This window comes from Promicromonospora vindobonensis, from assembly GCF_042685865.1.
In the GTDB taxonomy this organism is placed as follows: Bacteria; Actinomycetota; Actinomycetes; order Actinomycetales; family Cellulomonadaceae; genus Promicromonospora; species Promicromonospora vindobonensis.
Genome location: NZ_JBHUOG010000001.1, coordinates 360,605 through 382,036 on the forward strand (window position 1 = coordinate 360,605; position 21,432 = coordinate 382,036).

Annotated in this window: 13 protein-coding genes and 1 pseudogene; 7 read left to right on the plus strand and 7 right to left on the minus strand. The window is 72.3% G+C overall.

Annotated features, from left to right (window positions below):
* The first annotated feature begins 3 nt into the window (after positions 1-3).
* Complete coding sequence (locus ACFS27_RS01630) at positions 4-1,476, plus strand: lipase maturation factor family protein (RefSeq protein ID WP_377179684.1); 1,473 nt, start codon at positions 4-6, stop codon at positions 1,474-1,476.
* A gap of 13 nt (positions 1,477-1,489) precedes the next feature.
* Here the strand turns inward: ACFS27_RS01630 and ACFS27_RS01635 are convergent, their stop codons facing one another.
* On the minus strand, positions 1,490-2,686 hold the full coding sequence (locus tag ACFS27_RS01635) for a LacI family DNA-binding transcriptional regulator (protein ID WP_377179686.1): 1,197 nt from the start codon (positions 2,684-2,686) through the stop codon (positions 1,490-1,492).
* A 160-nt stretch (positions 2,687-2,846) separates the two neighbouring features.
* On the opposite strand from ACFS27_RS01635, the gene ACFS27_RS01640 reads away from it, so the two are divergent.
* The 4 genes from ACFS27_RS01640 (at position 2,847) to ACFS27_RS01655 (ending at position 7,807) form a co-directional block, all read left to right on the plus strand.
* The gene (locus tag ACFS27_RS01640) at positions 2,847-4,037 is read left to right on the plus strand and encodes a Gfo/Idh/MocA family protein (RefSeq protein ID WP_377179688.1); all 1,191 of its coding nucleotides are present in this window, start codon (positions 2,847-2,849) and stop codon (positions 4,035-4,037) included.
* Positions 4,038-4,139: 102 nt separating this feature from the next.
* Complete coding sequence (locus ACFS27_RS01645) at positions 4,140-5,135, plus strand: ABC transporter permease (RefSeq protein ID WP_377179690.1); 996 nt, start codon at positions 4,140-4,142, stop codon at positions 5,133-5,135.
* On the plus strand, positions 5,132-6,121 hold the full coding sequence (locus ACFS27_RS01650) for a carbohydrate ABC transporter permease (RefSeq protein WP_449301503.1): 990 nt from the start codon (positions 5,132-5,134) through the stop codon (positions 6,119-6,121). The genes ACFS27_RS01645 and ACFS27_RS01650 overlap by 4 nt, the downstream gene beginning before the upstream one ends.
* 57 nt (positions 6,122-6,178) lie before the next feature.
* Positions 6,179-7,807, plus strand: a complete 1,629-nt coding sequence (locus ACFS27_RS01655; protein WP_377179692.1) for a hypothetical protein — start codon at positions 6,179-6,181, stop codon at positions 7,805-7,807.
* A 159-nt stretch (positions 7,808-7,966) separates the two neighbouring features.
* Here the strand turns inward: ACFS27_RS01655 and ACFS27_RS01660 are convergent, their stop codons facing one another.
* Positions 7,967-9,346 (minus strand): family 43 glycosylhydrolase, encoded by a 1,380-nt coding sequence (locus tag ACFS27_RS01660; protein WP_377179694.1) that lies wholly within the window; start codon positions 9,344-9,346, stop codon positions 7,967-7,969.
* Positions 9,347-9,583: 237 nt separating this feature from the next.
* Here ACFS27_RS01660 and ACFS27_RS01665 point away from each other — a divergent pair.
* Positions 9,584-9,730, plus strand: a pseudogene (locus ACFS27_RS01665) (SDR family NAD(P)-dependent oxidoreductase); the annotation flags it as partial.
* Positions 9,731-9,816: 86 nt separating this feature from the next.
* The gene (locus ACFS27_RS01670; RefSeq protein WP_377183714.1) at positions 9,817-10,137 is read left to right on the plus strand and encodes a hypothetical protein; all 321 of its coding nucleotides are present in this window, start codon (positions 9,817-9,819) and stop codon (positions 10,135-10,137) included.
* A 229-nt stretch (positions 10,138-10,366) separates the two neighbouring features.
* Here ACFS27_RS01670 and ACFS27_RS01675 read toward each other — a convergent pair whose 3' ends face one another.
* The 5 genes from ACFS27_RS01675 to ACFS27_RS01695 all read right to left on the minus strand — a co-directional run bounded on the left by ACFS27_RS01675 (position 10,367) and on the right by ACFS27_RS01695 (position 21,374).
* A complete protein-coding gene (locus ACFS27_RS01675; RefSeq protein WP_377179696.1) occupies positions 10,367-12,037 on the minus strand; it encodes an HNH endonuclease signature motif containing protein in 1,671 nt (556 codons plus the stop codon).
* 132 nt (positions 12,038-12,169) lie between these two features.
* On the minus strand, positions 12,170-13,270 hold the full coding sequence (locus tag ACFS27_RS01680) for a hypothetical protein (protein ID WP_377179698.1): 1,101 nt from the start codon (positions 13,268-13,270) through the stop codon (positions 12,170-12,172).
* 176 nt (positions 13,271-13,446) lie between these two features.
* On the minus strand, positions 13,447-17,844 hold the full coding sequence (locus tag ACFS27_RS01685; RefSeq protein ID WP_377179700.1) for an FtsK/SpoIIIE domain-containing protein: 4,398 nt from the start codon (positions 17,842-17,844) through the stop codon (positions 13,447-13,449).
* Position 17,845: 1 nt separating this feature from the next.
* Positions 17,846-19,741 carry a discoidin domain-containing protein gene (locus ACFS27_RS01690; protein WP_377179702.1) on the minus strand — a complete coding sequence of 632 codons (1,896 nt, stop codon included), beginning with the start codon at positions 19,739-19,741 and terminating at the stop codon, positions 17,846-17,848.
* A complete protein-coding gene (locus tag ACFS27_RS01695; RefSeq protein ID WP_377179704.1) occupies positions 19,734-21,374 on the minus strand; it encodes a LysM peptidoglycan-binding domain-containing protein in 1,641 nt (546 codons plus the stop codon). The genes ACFS27_RS01690 and ACFS27_RS01695 overlap by 8 nt, the downstream gene beginning before the upstream one ends.
* Positions 21,375-21,432 lie beyond the last annotated feature (58 nt).

Sequence of the window (21,432 nt, forward strand, 5' to 3'; positions counted from 1 at the left end):
CGTATGGCAGGCACCCTGCCCGACTGGCTCGGCTGGTGGACGAGCGCGGACTACGACGTGGCGCGCACGGTGCTCCAACGCGGCTTCGGCGCGCTGTACGCGCTCGCGTTCTGGGGCGCGCTGCACCAGTTCCGGCCGCTGCTCGGGGAGCACGGACTCCAGCCGGTCCCCTCGTTCGTCGCCCGCACGCACTGGCGCGACGGGCCCTCCCTGTTCCGGTGGCACTACTCGGACCGGCTGCTCGTGGCGGTCGCCTGGTGCGGCGTGGTGCTGGGGGCGAGCGTCGTCGTCGGGCTGCCGCAGGCGGGGCCCTGGTGGGTCCCGATGCTCGTGTTCCTCACGCTGTGGTGGCTCTACCTGTCGCTGGTGAACGTCGGGCAGACCTTCTACGCGTTCGGCTGGGAGTCCCTGCTGTGCGAGGCAGGTCTGCTGGTCGCGTTCCTCGGGTCCGGCGCCGTGCCGGTGCCGATCCTGATGGTCGTCGCGGTGCGCTGGCTGCTGTTCCGCCTGGAGCTGGGCGCCGGTCTGATCAAGTGGCGCGGCGACACCGCCTGGCGCGACCTGACCGCCCTGAGCTACCACCACGAGACCCAGCCGCTGCCCGGCCCGTTCTCCTGGCACGCGCACCACCTGCCGCGCTGGTGGCACCGGTTCGAGGCGGTGGGCACCCACGTCAGCCAGCTGCTGGTGCCGTGGTTGCTTCTTCTGCCGCAGCCCTTCCCGTCGGTCGCGGGCGCGGTGTTCGTCCTCACCCAGGGCTGGCTCGTGCTGACCGGCAACTTCGCGTGGCTCAACTGGGCAACCATCGTGCTCGCCCTCGGGGTGGTCGACGACGGCACCTGGGCCTGGCTCGGCGGCCTGGTCGGGCTGTCCGACGGCGCCGCGGCGGCTTCCTCTGCCGCCGAGCCCTCTGTGCCGCTCACCTTCGTGATCGTGGTCGGTGCGGTGGCGCTGCTGCTCCTCGTGCTGTCGGTGCGCCCGGCGCTGAACCTCGTGTCGCGGCACCAGCGGATGAACGCGAGCTTCGAGCCGTTCCGGCTGGTCAACGCCTACGGCGCGTTCGGGTCGGTCACGCGGCACCGCGACGAGATCACCGTGGAGGGCACGCTCGCCACGGAGCCAGGCCCGGACGACTGGGTCGAGTACGAGTTCCGGGGCAAGCCGGGCCCCCTGGGCCGGCGACCGCCACAGGTGGCGCCCTACCACCTGCGACTGGACTGGCTCATGTGGTTCCTCCCCCTCGGCCATTCCGCGCGGTGGTTCACCGTGTTCCTGCGCCGACTGCTCGAGGCCGATCCCGCGACCCTGCGCCTGCTGCGCCGTGACCCGTTCGACGGGCGGCCGCCGCGCACCGTCCGTGCGGTGCTGCACCGCTACCGGTACACCACGCCGGACGAGCGGCGGCGCACCGGGGACTGGTGGGTGCGGGAGCGGCTCCAGCTCGCCGTCGACCCCGTGCGGCTCCCGGACAGCTAGCGCGGAGGCACGGTCAGCGCGTCGATCCGCCGGATCTCCTGCTGCCCGCCGAGGGCGCCACCGGACCGGTCGAGCCCCGCCAGATGATGGTGTTCAGCGGCCCCCGGGCCGACGGCGGCAACGCAGGGTCGGGCTCGTTCGCCGACCCGCTCTCCGGCTCCCGCTCCGTACCTGGCTGCGCACGCAGCGTCGCGACGAGCCGGGCCATCGCCGCCCGGCCGAGCTTGCGGTGGTCCACCTGCACCGTGGTGAGCGTCGGTTGCAGGTAGGCCCCGAGCAGGTTGTTGTCCCAGCCGGTCACGCTGAGGTCCTCGGGGATGGACCACCCGCGCTCGCGCGCGCCCTGCACCACACCGGCGGCGACGGGGTCGCTCCCGGCGATGATGGCGGTCGCGTGGTCCTGCTCGGGCAGGGCGAGCACCGCCGCACGCCCCGCCTCCGGCGACCAGTCGCCCTCGTGGATCAGCGCGGGACCGAGCCCTAGACGCTCGATCGTCTCCACGAAGACGTCGCGCCGCCCGCGCGCGGAGGCGAAGTCGAGCGCCCCGGTCACGTGGAGGAACCGCCGGTGGCCCAGCGCCGCCAGTCGCTCGACGAGCTCCGCGACCGGGGAGCCGTCGGCGAGCTCGCCCACGCCGTGGAACTCGTCGTCGTAGTCCGCCGACACCACTATCGCCGCACGGTCCGGGAAGCGGTGCTCGGACTCGGGCGGCAGCGGCGCGAGCGCGAGGACGCCCTCGACCTGGCCGGAGTCCGCGAGCTCCAGGACCCGCGCGAATCGGTCGGCGGACGTGCCCTCGACGCTGAACGCCTCGATCGTGTACCCGTGCTCGTGCGCCACGTCCATCACGCCGCCGAGAATCTGCGGCGGGCCGTAGGTCGCCACGGCGGGCAGCAGGACCGCCACCCGTCCGCTGCGGCGGGTGCGCATCGACCGTGCGGTCAGGTTCGGTCGGTAGTCGAGCTCCTGCACGGCCGTGCTGACGCGGGCCACCGTCTCGGGCCGCATCTTCGTGTCGTTCCGGAGGTAGCGCGAGACCGTCTGGTGAGACACACCGGCGGCCTTGGCGACCTCCCAGATCGTCGCGCGCCGGTCCTTCGTCGCGCTCTGGCTCTGTGTGGAGCCCTGGCACTTCGTCGAGCTCTGGTCCTGTGTCGAGCTCTGGTCCTGTGTCGAGCTCTGGTCCTGTGTCGAGCTCTGGTTCGTCATGCCCCGTCCTCGCTGGTCATAGCCCCGCGTCCGTGCGACACGCGCTCATTCTGACACGCCACTCCGGAGCAGTCCCGGCCAGGGGGACCTTGCGAAGTGATCGATCACCTCCTACCGTAGCCCGGAAACTGTGATCGATCACTCTGCAACGGAGCAGCGCGTGAACAAGCCATCCACACCCATTCGTGCCGCCGTCGTCGGCACGGGCGGTATCGCACGCGGCAGGCACCTGCCCGCCCTGGCCACCCTCGGCGACCGCGCGCAGGTGGTCGCCCTCGTGGACGTCGACGCCGAGGCCCTCGCCCGGACGGCGGACGAGTGGTCGGTGCCGGGCCGGTACACCGACCTGGACACGATGCTCCGCACCGAGCGCCCCGACCTCGTCGTCATCGCGACACCTCCCGGCAACCACAAGGACAGCGCTGTCGCTTCCCTCGACGCAGGGGCCTGGGTGTGGTGCGAGAAGCCGCCCGCCCTGTCGCTGGCCGAGTACGACGAGATCGCGGCGCACGAGCGCGACGGCGGACCGTACGCGGCCTACGTCTTCCAGCACCGGTTCGGCAGCGGGGCGGAACGTTTCCGCGGCCAGCTCGACGACGGCTCGCTGGGCCGCCCGCTCGTCGCCGTCTGCCACACCCTCTGGTACCGGGCGCCCGCCTACTTCGAGGTCCCGTGGCGGGGACGCTGGGAGACGGAGGGCGGCGGCCCGACGATGGGTCACGGGATCCACCAGATGGACCTGCTGCTCTCGCTCCTCGGCGACTGGCACAGCGTCACCGCGCAGATGGCCACCCTCGGCCGCGACGTGCAGACCGAGGACGTCTCGCTGGCGATGGTGCGCTTCGGGTCCGGGGCGGTCTGCTCGGTCGTGAACAGCTTGCTCTCCCCACGCGAGACGAGCTACCTGCGCTTCGACCTCACCGACGCGACGGTCGAGGTCGAGCACCTCTACGGGTACGGCAACGCCGACTGGCGCTGGACGCCTGCCCCGCACGCCGTCGACGCCGACCGGGTCGCCGGCTGGCCGCCCGTGGACGACCTGGACAGCTCGCACGCCGCACAGCTCGCCTCGCTGGCCGAGTCGTTCGAACGCCGGGAGCGTCCACGGGCGAGCGGGCCGGACGGCCGCAGGTCCCTCGAGCTGATCACCGGCATGTACCGCTCGGCCATCTCCGGCCGGACCGTCCTGCGGTCGGAGCTCACTCCGGACGACCCGTTCGTCGCCGCGCTGCACGGCGGCGATCCGGCGTCCGCCACCGCCCTGTTCCGGGCCGCCGCCCTGTCCGACCCTGCCGCCGCCCCGTCCGCCACCGCCGCCGCATCTACCGCCGAGGAGTCCCTCCATGCCTGACGACCTGGTACTGCATCAGCCTGCCGACGTGCTCGCCGGAACTGTCGTCGCGGGTGCCGCCGCCGGTGCCGTCGCGGTCGGTGCCGTCAACCGGAGGGCGGGATGACCGCCCTCGACGAGCCGCGCACACGGCCACCGGGGCGGCCGGCGCGCGCGGGTCGGCCCGCGGCGCCGGTCAGGACGCACAGGCTGCCCTGGTGGCGGCGGCTGGTGCGCGACCGGGCGGTGCTCCTCCTGGCCCTGCCTGGCATGGCCGTCATCATCGTCTTCCAGTACCTGGCGCTCGGCGGCAACGTCATCGCGTTCCAGGACTACCAGCCGTACCTCGGTATCGGGCGCAGCCTGTGGGTCGGGCTGGAGAACTTCCAGATCCTGTTCTCCGGCGACCCGGCGTTCCTGAGCGCGCTGCGCAACACCCTCATCATCACGCTGCTGCAGACGGTCTTCGTCTTCCCCGCGCCGATCATCCTGGCCCTGCTGCTGCACAGCCTGGTCTCCAACCGGGTGCGGCAGGTCGTGCAGTCGATCCTCTACCTGCCGCACTTCCTGTCCTGGGTGATCGTCGTGGCGGTCTTTCAGCAGGTCCTCGGCGGTGCCGGGCTGCTGAACAACTTCCTGCGCTCGCACGGGTGGGAGCCCATCGACATCATCGGCAACTCCGACGCCTTCTACGCGCTCATCACGTCGCAGATCATCTGGAAGGACACCGGCTGGGCCACCATCCTCTTCCTCGCGGTGCTGGCCGGGATCGACAAGTCGCTCTACGAGGCGTCGGCGGTCGACGGCGCGTCGCGCTGGCGTCAGACGTGGCACATCACGCTGCCGGGGATGCGGCCGATCATCATCATGCTGCTCATCCTCAAGCTCGGCGACTCCCTCAGCGTCGGGTTCGAGCAGCTCGTCCTCCAGCAGGAAGCCGTGGGCCTCGGCGTCTCCGAGGTGCTGGACACCTACGTCTACAACCAGGGCGTCGTCGGCGGGTTCTGGGGAGTCGCTGCGGCCGTCGGGCTGGTCAAGGGCGTGATCGGGCTGATCCTCGTGCTCGTCGCGAACAAGACCGCCCACGCCTTCGGCGAGGAAGGGGTGTACCGAGCATGAGCGACACCACGACGGGCACGACGCCGGGCCGCCGGACGACCACCCGTTCGACCACTCGTTCGTCCACTCGTTCGTCCACCGAGGTGGGGCGCACCGCCCGACCCGTGATCGACGGCGTGGCGATGCCGGGTCCCTCCGAGCGCACCATCAAGGGCATAGTTTTGACGATCGCCTGCGCGCTGGTGATCCTTCCGTTCGTCGGCATCGTCTCCACCAGCCTTGCCACGCCCGAGCAGGTGACGGAGGCCGGCGGCTTCGTGCTCCTGCCGACCGGGATCGACCTGAGCGCCTACCGCATGATCTTCGCCGGCGGCGTCGTCACGCAGGCGCTCTGGATCAGCGTGATCGTGACCGCCGTCGGCACGGCGCTCAGCCTGGCCCTGACGACGACGCTCGGCTGGGCGCTGAGCCGGCGCGGCGCCTTCGGTGTCCGCGCGATGCTGCTCCTGGTGCTGATCAGCCTGCTCTTCAGCCCCGGGATCATCCCGAGCTACCTGGTGGTGCAGCGGCTCGGGCTGCTGGACAGCCTGTGGGCGCTGATCATCCCCACGTCGATCTCGGCCTTCAACGTGGTGGTCGTGCGGGCGTTCTTCGTGCAGCTTCCGGCAGAGGTCATCGACGCGGCACGGATCGACGGGGCCAGCGAGTGGCAGCTCTTCTGGCGGATCGGGCTGCCGCTGTCCAAGCCGGTGCTCGCCGTCGTCGGCCTGTTCTACGGCGTCGGCTACTGGAACGCGTTCTTCAACGCGCTGCTCTACATGTCGGACGCGAGCAAGTGGCCGCTGCAGCTGGTGCTGCGCACCTACGTCGTCGACGGCGCGCAGCTCGGCTCGCAGGACCTGGGGATCGACGCTGCCGCCATGCCACCCCAGACCTCGTTGCAGATGGCGATCCTCGTCGTCTCCGTGGTCCCGGTGCTCCTGGTCTACCCGTTCCTGCAGCGCCACTTCGCGAAGGGCATGCTCACCGGCGCCGTCAAGGGCTGACGCCGTCCACCCGCACAGCACTCGTAACCGTACCCACGCACTCGACGAGGAGTAGTCATGAACAGGTTTCTGACGGACCATCCGGTCACCCGGCGCAACCTCCTGAAGGGAGGCATGGGGCTCGGCGCGTTCGCGCTGCTCGGCCTGGCCGGCTGCAGCAACGAGGGCCGCGGCGGCGCGCTGGTCGGCAACGGCTCGGTCGTCCTGCCGACCTACATCCCGTACGACGGCGTGGCCATGGACATCAAGGGCGGCGACGGCGTCCCCGACACCATGCTGAAGTACCCGGCCAACCCGAAGAGGGTGGCCACGGGCCAGCCAGGGGACGGCAAGGACGTCGGTATCTTCGGGCTGACCAACACACCGGTGCCGCCATCCGTGGAGAACAACGCCTACTGGCAGGAGCTGCACGAGCGGCTCGGGTTCGCCCTGACCATCGCGCTCACGCCGGCCGGCGACTTCACCGACCGCTTCCAGACCACTGTCGCCGGCGACCAGCTGCCGGACCTCTTCGAGATGTTCCCCGGTGAGGTGCCCGGCCTGCCGGGCCTGCTGTCCGAACGGGCCACGGACCTCACCGAGCTGCTCTCGGGCGACGCGGTGAAGGACTACCCGTTCCTGGCGAACATCCCGACCGAGAGCTGGCAGTCGTGCGTCTACGGCGGCAAGATCTTCGCCGTGCCGGTCCCCCGCGGGCCCGCGCAGAGCATGGTGATGTACGCGCGGCAGGACTACTTCGAGGCCGAGGGCATCGACCCGCAGGTCACCTCGTTCGAGGAGTTCCACTCCCTCTGCAAGGACCTGTCCGGCGGTAACACCTGGGCGCTCGGCCGCGTCCCGCTGGGGTTCCTGCGCCAGATGTACGAGATCCCGAACGAGTGGTCCGACGAGGACGGCAGCCTGACGGGCGCGAGACTCCACGAGCGCCAGGAGGAGGCGCTCGAGGCCGGACGGCGCCTCGTGGCCGACGGCCTGGTCCACCCGGACGGCGTCCCCGCAACGCAGCCCCAGCGCAAGACCTGGCTCGTGAACGGCACCATCCGGCTGCTCGACGACACGTTCAGCGCCTGGCCGGACTTCTCGAACTACCCGATCGACGACCAGTTCCGCCTCTCCGTGGTCCAGCCCCCGCTCGCGGCCGGCGGCGGCATGGCAGGCATCCACCTCGGCGCGCCCATCCAGAACATCACGGCGATCAGCTCGCGGTCCGCGGACCGCGCCGAGGCCCTGCTCGACGTGATCAACTATCTCGCTGCCCCGTTCGGCAGCGAGGAGCACCTGTTCCGCACCTACGGGGTCGAGGGCGTGCACCACGAGCTGGACGGCACCGACCCGGTCCTCACCGAGAAGGGCAGCACCGAGATCCAGCTCGGCCTCAAGTACGTCGTCGAGGGACCCTGGGTGAACTTCCAGGCCGGCGACCCCGACGTCGCGCAGGCCGAGCACGACGCACAGACCACCGTGGTGCCTACCGCTGTGCGCAACCCGGTGCAGGGACTGTTCAGCGACACGGCCAGCCGCCGGGGCAGCCAGCTCCGCGAGAAGATCGAAGCAGTGGAGGCGGACATCCTTGCGGGGCGCCAGCCGGTGAGCGCCTGGGCCGACGCCGCCGAGGCGTGGGCGAAGGGCGGCGGGGACACGATCCGCGACGAGTACGAGAAGGCGTTGGCGGCCCGCGAGGGCTGAGGGGTCGGTACTCCCGCCGCTGGTGTCGCATGACGCCGCTGGTCGAGCTGGTCGAGAACTCTTGCGGGTCTCGACGAGCTCGACCAGCGGGGGTATTGCCGTGCCTACGGTGCGGCCGTGCCTACCGCGCGACCGTGCCTACGCCCGGGTATGCCGTGCCTACGGCCGGGCGCCGCCGCCGTCGCGCCGCTGGACGTAGAGGCGGTTGCCCTCCGGTCCCGTCCACTCCAGCTGCACGACGCCCGCGACCGCAGCGTCGTCGATGCGCGACGGGTCCGCCCAGTAGCCCTGCGCCGGGTTGCGGAAGAACGTCGCCCAGGGCTTGCCGCTGCGATCGAGGAAGATGTTGTTGTGGCCGGCACCCACACCAGCGGTCCAGCGCTCGGTGTACGGGCCCTCGAACCTGTCGGACACGGCGACGACGAGGTCGTACTGGTACTGCACCCGGCCGGGCCCTGGCGGGTCGTAGGCGTTCCGGGTGCTCCCGTCCTGGTTCGTCGACGTACGGTCCCACGCGGCGTGCGAGAGGTAGTACTTGCCGCCGTGCTTGAACACGTACGCGCCCTCCAGGTACGGCTCGGGCGTGTAGGGCGTCTGCTCGAACCTCGGCAGGTTCGTGGCCGGGACGATGTCCTCCATGTCGTCCCGGAACTTCGCGTAGAGGTCGTTGTGCAGCACGAGCCACGCGTCGTCGCCCTCGGAGTAGAGGCTGCCGTCGATGTGAAAGTAAGCGCCCGGCTCGATGAAGCCAGGACCGCCGACGAACGATTCCCCGAACGGCTTGTCGAGGTTGCCCTCGATGAGACGGTAAGGACCCTCGACGCCGCCCTCGCTCACGAGCATGAACGAGCCGACCTTGCGGGAGTGGTCGCCCATGCAGGCGACGATGTACCAGGTGCCGCGGAAGTAGTGCACCTCGGGAGCCCAGGCGTTGCCGCGCTTGCCGAACTGGCCGGTGTCGTGCCAGTACTCCTGCCACGGCGCGACGACCGTGCGCCCAGGCCGGTTCTCGTCCACGAACTCGGGCGACCACACCTTGCCCTTTTCCGCGTCCGGCCTGATGCCGGTCGTGTCGACCAGCTTCCACGGTCCGCGCAGGGAGCTGGCCACCCACATGAAGATGCCGTCGTTCCACGGGCCCGCCGCCGGGCGCCCCGGCACACGGGTGGTACCCGTCGCGACGTAGACGGGCCGCCCGTCGACGACGAAGCAGTTGACGTACGTGTCCCGGATCCAGACCTGGCCACGCTCCTCGTCCCGGGGACGCAGCTCCAGCGGCAGGATGAAGGAGTTGTCCTCACGAGGCCACAGGTCCAGCCGCGTGTCCGCGACTCCGTAGGGCTCGGGGTCGGGCCAGTTGTCCGGGTAGCTCGCGGGATTCCGGTGGGCCGCACCCGCAGCAGCGGCTCCCGTACCACCAGGGGCCGACGCCGCCGCGGCAGGCTGTGCCCACCCCAGTGCCAGCGAGCCGGCGAGGCCCGCGGCGCCCGCAAGGACCGACCGCCGGTCGACAGAAAACTCGTTCTCGAAGCCAGTCATCTCAGGCGTACTCCTTCCACGCACGGCGCCGGTGCCGCGCGTCGAGAGGGACGCTAACCACAGTCATTTCAACGCTCAAGACGCGACAGAAAGGTTGGTGGATGACGTTCGTGAGCAAGGTTCGCTCCGGCCCACCTCGGCCTGGGCCGCGCACCCCCGCACCCCAGCACCACCCAGTCCGCCAGGGCAGACGAGCTGCACTCCGCCGGGGTCCGTGCCGTCGCCGTCGCCGCGGACGTGCGCAAGCCCGAGGCGATGCGCCGCGCGGTCTACGAGGTCCAGAGCCGGCTCGGGCCGGTCGACGTCGTCCACCACGGGCCCGGTGCGGACAACCCAGCCGCCGCACCCGTCGGCATCCTCGAGACGGGGCCTGCCGACGTGCGCGATGTCGTCGCTCAGGTCGTCGAGCCCGCCGTCGAACTGGCAGGGCTGGTCCTGCGCGCGAACGCGGCAGCGGCGCCATCGTCTACGTGGCAGGGCTCAGCGCCGTCGTCCCGCTGCCGTTCCTCGGGCCGTTCGCCCCTGCGTCGGCCGCGCTGCGCACCTACGCCCTCACCCTCGCGGAAGCCGCAGCGCCCGACGGCGTCCACGTGGGCTCCCTCGTGGTCGGCGGGCTCATCGAGCGTGGCGACATCCACCAGTTGCTCACCTCCGGGCCGCCGGACGTCGGCAGCGCGCTCAGCCCGGCCATCGCCGGGGCGACTCTCGACCCTGACGACCTCGCCGACGCCGTCTGGCGCATCGCGGCAGGTGCTGAACGCGAGGTCGTGGCCGACGTCATCACGACGTAGCGCGGCCCGAGGTCCGGGGTCCGAGGTCCGGGGTCGGAGGTCCGGGGTCCGAGGTCCGGGGTCCGAGGCACCGAGATCCGAGGTGGCGTGCCCGAGGTGGCGAAGGTGCCGGAATGCCGAGTTGGCGAGTTGGCGTGCCGACGTGCCGAGGACGACAGAAGACACGGTCTCGATCCTGCCCCGGGCCGGTGCGCTGGCACTGGCCCGGGGCAGCCGCCGTCATCCATCGTCATGCGGCCGCGCCCGGTGGGTCGAGTGAGCGGGTGTTGTCCGGTGCTGGCGCGGGGTCGATGGCCTCGGGCAGGCGGATGCGGTGACCGCGGGCGTCGGTGAAGGCCCACCCTGTCTCCAGCAGGGTTCCAGCGCCGTCGTCGGTTGGCTTGCCGGTCCAGTGCATGACGATGCCTCTGGCGTCCACGAGCTGATGATGGTGCCAGCACAGCAGCGCGCTGTTGCTCACGGACGTGCTTCCGCCGTCTGCCCAGTGCGTCACCGCATGATGAACCTCGCAGCGCGAAGCCGGCTGATCGCAGCCAGGGAACACGCAATGCTTGTCGCGGGCGATCACCGCGCGTCGCATCTGCCCGCTCACGGTGCGCTGCGCACGTCCGACGTCCAGCACGGCGCCGTCCGGACCGAACACGATCCGGGTGACCGCACTGTCGCAGGCCAGACGCCGCAGCACAGCCCGCGGCACCCGGCCACCGGTCTCGGTGAAGACCGGGCCTCCTGCCGACAGCAACCCGGACGGGGTGGACGGGGTGGACGGGGTGGACGGGGTGGACGACGTGGACGAGGGGGACGAGTTGGACCGGACTGAGCCTGGGGTCGCCTGACCGCAGGTGAGGCAGAGCCCGTCACGGCTGCGGGTTACCTGGGTGACCAGCTCCGTCCAGGACACCGTCACGTTCAGGTGCGGCGCGATCGCAGCGCCCGGCGAGGCCTCGTTCGCGTCCAGCACGAGACGGGCGACATCGGCCACGGCCTGGGCACGTCGCTGGCCCGGCGTCCTGCTGTCCTCGGCGGCGGGCGCCCCCATCACCGCGTTGACCGCGGTGGACAGCAGCAGCCCGTGCTCGTCGGTCAGGAAGCCCTCGACGTGATACCCACCGAACGTCTTGGCCAGGTCCAGGTACTCGCCCTTGGCGGCCTTGTCGTCCTCGACGTCGTCGGTGTCCGGGTCCGTCACCGTGGCGAACCGGCGCGCCACCGTACGGAACTGGTCGGCGTTCAGCACACCGGCCTCCCGCAGGACCAGGCCCTCGCCGGTGACCAGCACGCCGTCGGCGATCGCGTCCTGGAGCACCTGCGTGATCCGCTCACGGGTGCGGGCACCGTCCGGGTCCTCCGCGGGGTCCGGGAAGTCCACCGCGACGCTCTGCACGAACTGCTCGGCCGTGGTCGCTTCTCCGGTACGGGTGTCGACCAGCCAGGCCAGCGCGTCCTGTCGCGTCTCGCTGGTCGGGGCGACCTCGGTCATCACCCTCGCGTGGTCGGCCCCCAGCACTCCGGCGACGAGCCGCTCCCGCGTGGCGGGCAGAGCCGTGGCCAGCCGGCGTGCGGTGGTCACGTCCTTGCGCGCGGTGGCCGCCGCCACGCCCTCGCGCACGCGCAGCCACGACGTGAACGTGCGCGACATCCCACCAGACCGCCACGAGCCTTCGTCCTCGATGCGCGGCAGCAGCGTGTAGCGCACCCCGTCCAGCTGTCCGGTCAGCCGACGGATCCTGGTGTGCGCTTCGGCCAGCCGCCCGACGCTCGGCGCGTCCCACCCGTCGAGCGCCTCCGGGCCGAGCAGGCCGGCGAGGTCACCGACCGCGCCCTCGATCCGGCCGAGCGCCTCCTCCAGGGCGGCGGGAGGCACGCCGCCGGAGGCCATGCCGCTGGTCGACTGCCGCATCGGTCACCACCCCCTGCCGCCTAGGTATTCAGCTCCTCACCGAGACCATTATCTCGAACGTTCGTTCGGATCGCAGGCCAGATCTCACATCTGTGGATAACCCTTCGCGACCGGGCTCACCGGTCGCGCGCGTCACCGCCCGCGGGCCGCCCGGCGCCGGCGCCGGGCCTCGGCAGCACGCTCGACGGCGTCGTCGAGATCGTCCTCGACGGCGGCCAGGTCCCCGCGTGCCTCGTCAGCGGCCCCTCGCGCGTCGTCGAGCGCCTGGCGCGCCTCGTCCCGCTCGGCGGTGAGGCGTTCGAGCTCCTCGTCCAGGCGGCCCAGCTCGCCTTCCCCGCGCTCGATGGCCGCGTTCGCGGTCCGGAGCCGTTCCCGGACGTCGTCGCGGCGGGCCTCCAGCCGGTCGACGTGTGCGGAGGACTCCTCGACCGCCTGCTCCGCCGCGAACAGCTCAGACTCGGCCTGGTCAGACTCAGCCTGGTCAGACTCAGCCTGGTCAGACTCAGCCGAGTCGGTCTTCCCCTGTCCGCCCTCGGAGGCGACCGCGGACTTCTCGGCCTTCCCGCTTCTCCCTGCTGCCGACGGTTTGCCTGCCGAGGGTTTGCCTACCGACGGTTTGCCTGCCGGCGGCGTCCCGGCTTCCGACGGCGCCTCGGCCCCCGATCCCGTCGCGGAGCGCGAGCCGCCGTCCACCCCCGCCGGGTGGAGCGCCACGAGGTCCGCGTCCTCCCCCTGCTCGTCCACGATCCCGAACCCGACGTGCTGCAGCGCCCGCGAGAGACGCCCCGCCCGGACCACCACAGCGGCGTCCGGGTCCATCACCGCCGCTGTGAGCGTCTCGGTCAGGCGGTCGAGCACCGCGGGCGAGACCGCGCGCCCGCCCACCTCGCCGGCCTCCCGGACGATGCGGACCAAGGCCTCCGTACGCTCCCGCCGCAGGTGGTCGAGCGCCCGGAGACGGCCACGGTCCCGGTCCTGGGTCGCGGCCCGCAGCTCGTCGCCGAGGTCCGCGAGCGCCTCGATCTCCTGCGGGTGGTCGCGGGACACCTGGTTGATCACCCAGGCCGCCACCGAGGGTTTGGGCAGGCGCTTGACCCGTTCGGCGCCGATCCGGTCACCGCCGTCCGCTACCTGCCGGACGGCGGCGGCCCTGGCGGCGACGAACTCGTCGAGTGGCCGTGTGTAGAGCGCGTCGACGACGGCGTCGAGGTCTGTCGGGTGCTGCGCTGGCACGCTCCTACGGTGGCACGACGGCGCCCGCCGCGCCCGCCCGCCACGCCCGACCCAGCTCCGCCCAACCCAACCTCTCCAAGCCAAGCCCAACCAAGCCAAGCCAGCCCAACCAGCCAGCCAGCCAGCCCAACCAACCAGCCAGCCAGCCAGCCAGCCCAGCCCAGCCCAGCCCAGCCCTACAGCGTCGGCACCAGGACCGTCGCGACCTCCCCCGACCCGAGGTGCACCAGCGCCTTGCCCGGGTTCACCTGCGTGGTGACCGCCGAGCGCGGCAGGCTCACGCCGACGAGGTCGCCGTCGAACCGGTCCTGCGGGCTGAGCAGCGCTCCCCGGCGGTACTTCTTGACGTCGACCTGCCAGCCGGAGAACCCGCCGGCCACCTCGGAGGCATCACCGCCGAGGATCAGGCCGCGCTGGTTGTCGGTGGCCGAGCGCAGGTAGGCGCGCAGCCACGTCTTGGCAGGGGCGTCGGTCACCTGTTCGCCGTCGTCCACCACCAGGACCACCGGCGTGCCGTCCGGGTCGAGGTGCGGCGCCAGATCCTCCTGGGTGACCTCGGGATCCGTGAGGACGGCGCGTACGCCGTCCCGGCCCTCGAAGCCGCGCAGGATGCTCGGACGCGGCGCCAGCACCACCACCTGGGTGCCACCACGCAGCAGGGACTCGGTCATGACCGCGAGCATCGTGGACCGGCCGGACCGGGACGGGCCCGCCACCAGGAAGGCCGGTGCGTCGTTCGCGAGGTCCATGCCGAACGCCGCCAGGTCGTCGCCGCCGACGCCGAGCAGCGCCCACAGCGGCCGGGCCGCTTCCCGCCCGACGTACTGGTAGGCAGCGTCCACGGTGATCGTCGACGGCAGGTCGTCCACGCGGAACGGCCCGGTTCCCGGCACCACGTCCTCCCGTTCCCGGATCTCGGCGGCGATCTGGCGGGCCGCACTCGTCTGGGCGCGACCCGCCGGGTCGTCCCCGAGGATCGCGACCTGGACCTCGAGCGCGCTGCCCGACCGGAAGCCTCTGCCGGGCGGGATCTCCTCCGGCAGCTTCTTGTGGTTGATGCCGACCATCCCGTAGTCGAGCCGGTCGGTGAGGCGTAGGACGAGGGCGTCGTCGGTCAGCACGCTCATCCGGCTCGACAGCAGGGTGCGGTCACCGGAGATCAGCAGGTGGATGCCCGCGCTCGCACCGTCACGCAGCAGCTCCTGGACGATCTCGACCAGCGTGCCGTTGTCGACCTCCCCGTAGCTGCTCATGAAGCTCTCCCAGCGGTCTATCAGCACCAGCACGCGCGCCAGGCCCGTTCCCGGGTCGGCGAGCTCCCGCTGCTCGGTGACGCTCGCGAAGTTCCCCGCCGCGAGCACCTGCTGGCGCCGACCGAGCTCCGACTGCAGGCGCGTGAGCAGACGGCTGGCCCGTTCGGCCTGCCCGCGCTGCACGACGGCGCCCGTGTGCGGCAGCTCGTTCAGCACCGTCAGCGCTCCGTTGCCGCAGTCGATCGCGTACAGGTGCAGGTCGGCCACCGGCATGGCCGTTGCGGCCGCGAACGCCGTCGTGCGCAGCGTGGTGGAGCGTCCGCTGCCGGGTGCGCCGATCACGTAACGGTGGCCGAAGCCGTCCAGGTCGATCACCGCTGGTCCCTGCCGCTGGTCGGCCGGCGAGTCCTCCACCGCCCACGCGAACGCCGACTCTCCGCCCGACCCGGTGGCCGGCCGCGCCACGTCCGCGAGCCGGAGCAGCTCGGGCAGCGCGGGCAGCCACGGCCGCCGAGGGACCGGCCAACCACCCACCTGGGCCGCCTCTCGCAGCGTGTCGACGAGCGCGGCCAGGTCGGTCTCGACGTCCTCGCGGCGCCGGGCCTTGGGGCGGCTGGGGGATGGTGCGCCCAGGTCCGCCACCGGCACGCGTGCGACGAACGGAGGCTCCACGTGCCCGACGTCGGACAGGGACAGGCGTCGTCCGCCCACCCGCGCGGACTGGAACGGGATCACCGACGCGTGCCCGAGCCGGGCGTAGGCCCGACCGGGCTGCGACTTGGCGATCTCGGCCGCCTCTCCTGCGTCGATGACGTCCTTCGACTCGCCCTTGTCCGTCATCCGGAGGGCCACGCGCAGGTTGGTGTTGGCGCGGATCTCCGGGGAGATCACGCCGGAGGGGCGCTGGGTCGCGAGGATCAGGTGGATGCCGAGCGAGCGGCCGCGCTGCGCGATGTTGACCAGGCCGGCGACGAAGTCGGGCAGCTCGCGCGCCATCGAGGCGAACTCGTCGATCACGATCATCAGGCGTGGCAGCGTGGGGCCGACGTGCCCGCGGGCCTGCGTGTCGAGGTAGTCCTCCAGGTCCTTGGCGCCGGCGTCGGCGAGCACGTGCTCACGGTAGGTGAGCTCGGCACGCAACGAGTCGAGGGCTCGCTCCACGAGGTGGGAGTCGAGGTCCGTGACCATCCCGACCGTGTGCGGAAGCTGCTCGCACTGGCTGAACGCGGCGCCGCCCTTGTAGTCCACGAGCACGAAGTTCATGGTCTCCGGCGTGTTCACCACCGCGAGCGACGCGACGACGGTCTGCAGGAACTCCGACTTGCCCGAACCGGTGGTGCCACCCACCAGGGCGTGCGGCCCGTCGCGCACCAGGTCGAGGGTGAACGGCCCGTCCAGCGACACGCCCACCACCGCTGCGGTACTGCCCTTCGACACGCCGCGCCACCGGGCGACCATCTGCTCGGCGTCCACGTCCTCGATGCCGAGCACCTCGACGAGACGGGCCGAGTCAGGGATCAGCCCCTCGCCCTCGGTGGCGGTCACGTCGTGCACAGCGGCGACGGCGCGGGCGACGGGCTCGAACCAGTCGTCGCCCACCTCGTCGACCAGCACGGACCGCAGGTCGTCGGCGTCCTGCCTGCGCAGCGTCATCCCGCCGTCGACCCGGGCGAGCGCGACGGCCGTGCACTCCTCCGGCAACAGCTGCTCGTCGCCGTCGAGGCACACGACGCTCACGCCGACGCCGGGCCCGTCGCGCAGGATGGATACCACGCCGGGCAGCGCCCGCAGCCGCCGGGCGCCGTCGAGCACCACCACCACCTGCGGACCGGACATCACCGTGCCGCTCGACGCGTCCATGGCGGCGCGGCGCTGGGTGATCAGCGAGCTCAGCTCGGCCACGCGCGCCGACAACGTCTCCGTCGTGGTCCCGACCAGGGCGACGGCCCCCTGACCGAACGACGGGCGGGCGTGCGGCAGCCAGGCCGCCCACGCCCATTCCTGCACGTGCTCCGAGCTGGTCAGGACGTAGATCTGGACGTCGCGAGGGCTCTGCAGCACCCCGAGCTGGCCCACCATCCAGCGTGCCCGACGGCGCGGCCAGTCCCCCGGCCCCGCCAGTCCAACGACCCCTGCCTCGCGCAGCGGGACCGTGACCGGCACCGACCGGACGGTCGCCCGGGTCTTCCGACGGTGCTCCGGCTCGGCGCTGTCCTCCACCTCGACACGGCTGGTCGCGTCGGCGAGGCCCAGCCGGACGACCAGGTGGTCGCCGTCCGTGCTGCGCCGCTCCCAGAGACGGCGGGTCGGGGTGGTCGCGATCAGCCGCAGCTCGGCGGCGCCAGGGCTCGACACCCGGCGCCGGTGCTGCTCCCGCCGCACGGCGTCCAGCACCTCCTCCTCGAGGGCTGCGCGCTCCTCGGCGTGCTCCTTCAGCCGGTCCTTGTGGGTGGTGACGCCGTTGCGCTTCTGCATCCACCAGTTCCCGAGGCCCATCAGCGGCGACGCCAGCGCGAACATCAGGTAGTAGGGGGACTGGAAGACGAAGGCCATGGTCACGCCCAGCACCGCAGGCATGGCCATGGCGAGCCACGGCAGCGGGTTGCGCATGGGCGGGGCCGGCTCCGCGGGCAGGCGGAAGTGCGTGGCGGGCATGGGCGGCAGGAGCCTCGGCGGGCGGTTGTAGTCCAGGTGACCGGGCTGGGCGGCGGGGCGCAGGTCGGCGTCGGGCCGGGTGGCCGGCTGGACCGTGAGGACGCAGCCGCCGATGCGGAGCTGGGTGCCGGCGGCCCAGGGCGCCTCGTCCTCGCCCAGTGGATCGTCCAGGCGGTCCAGATGGACCACCCACGCGGCGGACCGGGGATCCGGCACCCGCCGCACCCGCACCGCGCCGTCGAGCGCGACGACGACGGCGATCGCGGCCAGCCCACCCTCGCGCGGCTCGTCCACGCGGAGTCGACCGTCGTGCCCCACCTGCACGGTGGACTCCCCCACCCCGAGGCGGACGACGGCGCCGGTACCCGTCCCGCCCGTGACGCACAGGTCGACCGGTCCGCCCATGACGCCGCCCGCCCGGGCCGGGTCTGCGGCGAACGTGACGACGGCGCCGTCCCGGACCCCTGAGCCGGCCACGAGCACGTCGTCGCCCGAACCGTAGCTGGTCGGCACCGGCCGCCCGTCCAGGTACATCGTGCTGCCCCGCGGAGCGCCCACCTCGGCGGCGAGCCGCTCGGCCAGGTCCACCGCCGTGGTGCGCTCGTCCAGGTCGAGGGACAGCAGTACTTCACGCGCCCCGTGGCGCGCGGTGATCAGAGCCTGCACGTCACTCGCCTCCCCGCCGTACGGCGGTCTGCTCGTCGTAGCGCACGTCGGGCAGGAACCCGCTGCGCAGCCAGCCGTCGTCACCAGCGGTGAACCGCCAACGCGCCGACGGGGCGGAGCCGAGCACGATCACCACCCACGTGAACTCCGGGCTGGCGAACCGAGCGGCGAGCATGTCCTGCTGGGCCGCTGACGGCGCCTGCGACAGGACCAGCACGCCGCCCTCGCCCACCTCCAGCTCCGGGGTCACCTGCTCGATCCCCGCAAGGTGCTCCACCTGCTCCGGCTGGGGCAGGCCGTTGCCGACCATGACCACCCGCGGGTCGTCCGACCACGGGTTGCCGGTCAGCTCCCCGAGCCACCGGCGCAGCACCTCGTGCCGTGCCCGCGTCGGCCCGTCCAGGCTGATCACGCCGCGCGCCGACGCGAAGTCCACCAGCACCCGGCCCGTCTCGCTCATGCCGACGTTGACCAGCCGGGCGAACCGCGCCGTCGAGCCGTCCGACGCCATGCCCGACTGCAGCTTCGCCAGCGGCGCCGCCCAGCTCTGCCCGTCCTCGCTCACCGCCCACGGTTCCGGCGCCGGCGCGGCCGGGTTGGTCAGCCGCAGCCGCAGCGAGCTGCCCTCGATGAACACGCCGGTGATGCCGGGCAGCTCCAGCCCGTCGCGCTCGCACGCGGCCATCAGCACCCGCAGCGACCGGTCGACCGTCCACGCGGCCGACGTGTCGGTGCGCAGCAGGCTGTCGTCGAACGGCTCCTGGCGCTTCCGGCGCCGCAGGAGCCAGATGGCCAGCCAGACCAGCGCCGCAAGCACCAGACCCGCGCCGATCGCGTACCAGGCAGGGCTGATCGGACCGAAGCTGGCCGCCTCGTCGATGCCGGCTACCTCGACCGTCGGCTCGGCCGACGCCGGCGGGGAGGCCGACGGCTTCGCCGACTTCTTCTCGAACCCCGGCAGCGGCGCGAACTTCAGCTCCTCGCCCGACGCGTCCTTGGGCATCTTGAGGACCCACCCGGCCGTCAGCGTCCGCGGATCGGTCATGAACTTGCCGTCGGGCTGCCGGTGGCCCTCGGTCAGCTCGGCGATCTCCGGCCACCGGTCGCGGTCGCCGAGGAACCGCTCAGCGATGTCGTTGAGCTTCTCGACCGTTCCGTCCGGCTCCTTGCCGACCACGTAGTAGAGGACCGAGCCCGGCGGGCCGGTGCGCTCCGGTACCAGAGAGGGCGACGACGAGGGCGCCGGAGCGGACGCCGCGGGCGCCGATGCCGACGGCTCGGCCTTCGGCTCCGACGACTTCGGCCGCGGATCCGCGGCCGGCTTCTTGGACGGCGTCGGCTCGGGCTCCTCCTTCTTCGGCGCGGGGTCGCCGTAGACCCGCATCTCCCAGATCGAGTTGCCCGCCGTGCCGACCCTAGCCGTCGAGTACATGCGCACGAACCGGCCGGTGGCCTCGATGGTGATCACGTCCGTGCCGCCGTCGGCAGCGTCCGTCGACCACTGCGGCGCCCAGATCTCGCCGTCGGCCGACACCTCGATGGAGTACGCCGTCGAGTGGGACACCTCCCAGTCGATCTCGACCCGGCGCACCACCGTGGACCTCCCCAGGTCCACGCGCAGCCACTGCGGGTCGCTGAATCCGCTGGACCAGCGGGTCTGCGGGTTACCGTCCACAGCCTGGCGGGCGGGGAAGCTGGCATTCTCGAGCGACGACGACACGGCGGGCCTGCCCTGCGAGAGCAGCACCGGCTCCGGCGCGGAGGCCGGGAGCACGCTGTTCGAAGGCACGCTGATCACAGGCACCAGGCTCGCGGCGGGCAGCACGGGGACGAGCAGGGTCGTCAGGACCACGGTCACCAGGGCCCGCAGCACCCTGGCCCGTCGCACGTCACTCACCGGCACGCCGCACTGCGGCCTGCTCGGTGTAGCGCACGTCCGGCAAGAAACCGCTGTGCAGCCAGCCGTCCTCCGTAGCCGTGATGCGCCACTTCGCCGACAACGACTCGCCCAGCACGATCACGACCCAGCCGAAGCCCGGCGTGGCGAACCGCGCGGCGAGCAGGTCCTGCTGCAGCACGGACGGCGCCTGCGACAGCACGAGCACGCCGCCGCCCACTGCGTCGAGCTCCGGGATCACCTGCTCGATCGCGGACAGGTGCTCCGCGAGCTCTGGCTGCGGCAGGCCGTTGCCGACCATGACCACGCGGGGGTCGTTCGACCAGGGGTTCCCGGTCAGCTCGCCCAGCCAGCGGCGCAGCACCTCGTGCCGCGCACGGGTGGGCCCGTCCAGGCTGATCACGCCGCGGGCCGACGCGAAGTCGACGAGTACCCGGCCCGTCTCGCCCACACCGATCGTGACCAGGCGCGCGAACCGTGCCGTCGAGTCCTCGGACGCCGGGGCCGACTGCAACTTCGCCAGCGGCGCGGACCAGCTCTGCCCGTCCTCGTTCGCCACCCACGGTGCCGGTGCCGGGGAGACCGGGCTCCCGAGGCGGAGCCGCATGGCACCGCCCTCGATGAAGACGCCGGTGACCGCGGGCAGGTCCTGGCCGTCCCGCTCGCACGCCGCGAGCAGCACCCGCAGCGCCCGGTCCACCATCCACGCCGCCGACGTGTCGGTGCGCAGCAGGCTGTCGTCGAACGGCTGCTCCCGGCCCGCCCGACGGCGGCGCACCAGCAGCAGCCCGCCGAGCACGGCGACGCCGAGCAGCACCACTGCGCCGACGGCGATCAGGACGGGCGTCAGCCAGGCCGGTCCTGCGGCGGAACCTTCGTCCGCGGCATTCCCGCCCGACGGCGCTCCTTCCGTTACCGCAGCGCCCGACGCCGGAGCGCTCGCCCCGACGGCAGGGCTGGGCCCGGGGAGCGGCCCGCGCTGCAGCCCCTCGCCCTCTGCGTCCTGCGGCAGCTCGAGCGCCCAGCCGACCTCGACGACCTCCGGGTCGGTGAGCACACCGCCGTCGGGCTGGGTACGGCCCTCGTTGAGCTCGAAGATCTCCTTGTGCCGCTCGCCGTCGCCGAGGAACCGCTCGGCGATCAGGTACAGGTACTCGGTCTCGCCCTCCGGCGTCCGGCCCACCACGTAGTAGGGCACCGCCGCCGCGGATGCGTCGGCCGACGGTGCGGCGCCGCTCGCGGGTGCGCTCGCCCCGGGCGCGCCCTCCGCCGGGCCCTCCGGCAGCACCCCGACGACGATGCCCTCGCCCTCGGCGTCCGCCGGCAGCTGCATGACCCAGCCCGGCAGCACGGACGCGGGGTCGGTGAGGGTGTTGCCGTCCGGCTGGACCCGCCCCTCGTTGAGCTCGAAGATCTCCAGGTGCCGGTTGCCGTCGCCGAGGAACCGCTGGGCGATCTGGAACAGGAACTCCGGCTCGCCGTCCGGCGTGGACTGCATCACGTAGTACTTGACCTTCTCGCCGGTCGTGTCGGCGGCAGCCGGTCCGGCGGCCGCGACGACCAGCGCCGCGGCCGACGTCGTGGACAGGATCGCCGCCGCGAGGGCTGCGGCGATGCGATGGACGTGATGCACGTTGACTCCGTCTTCAGATGTGTCGGTACGTCAGGGGCGCCGGCATGCCGGTGATGCG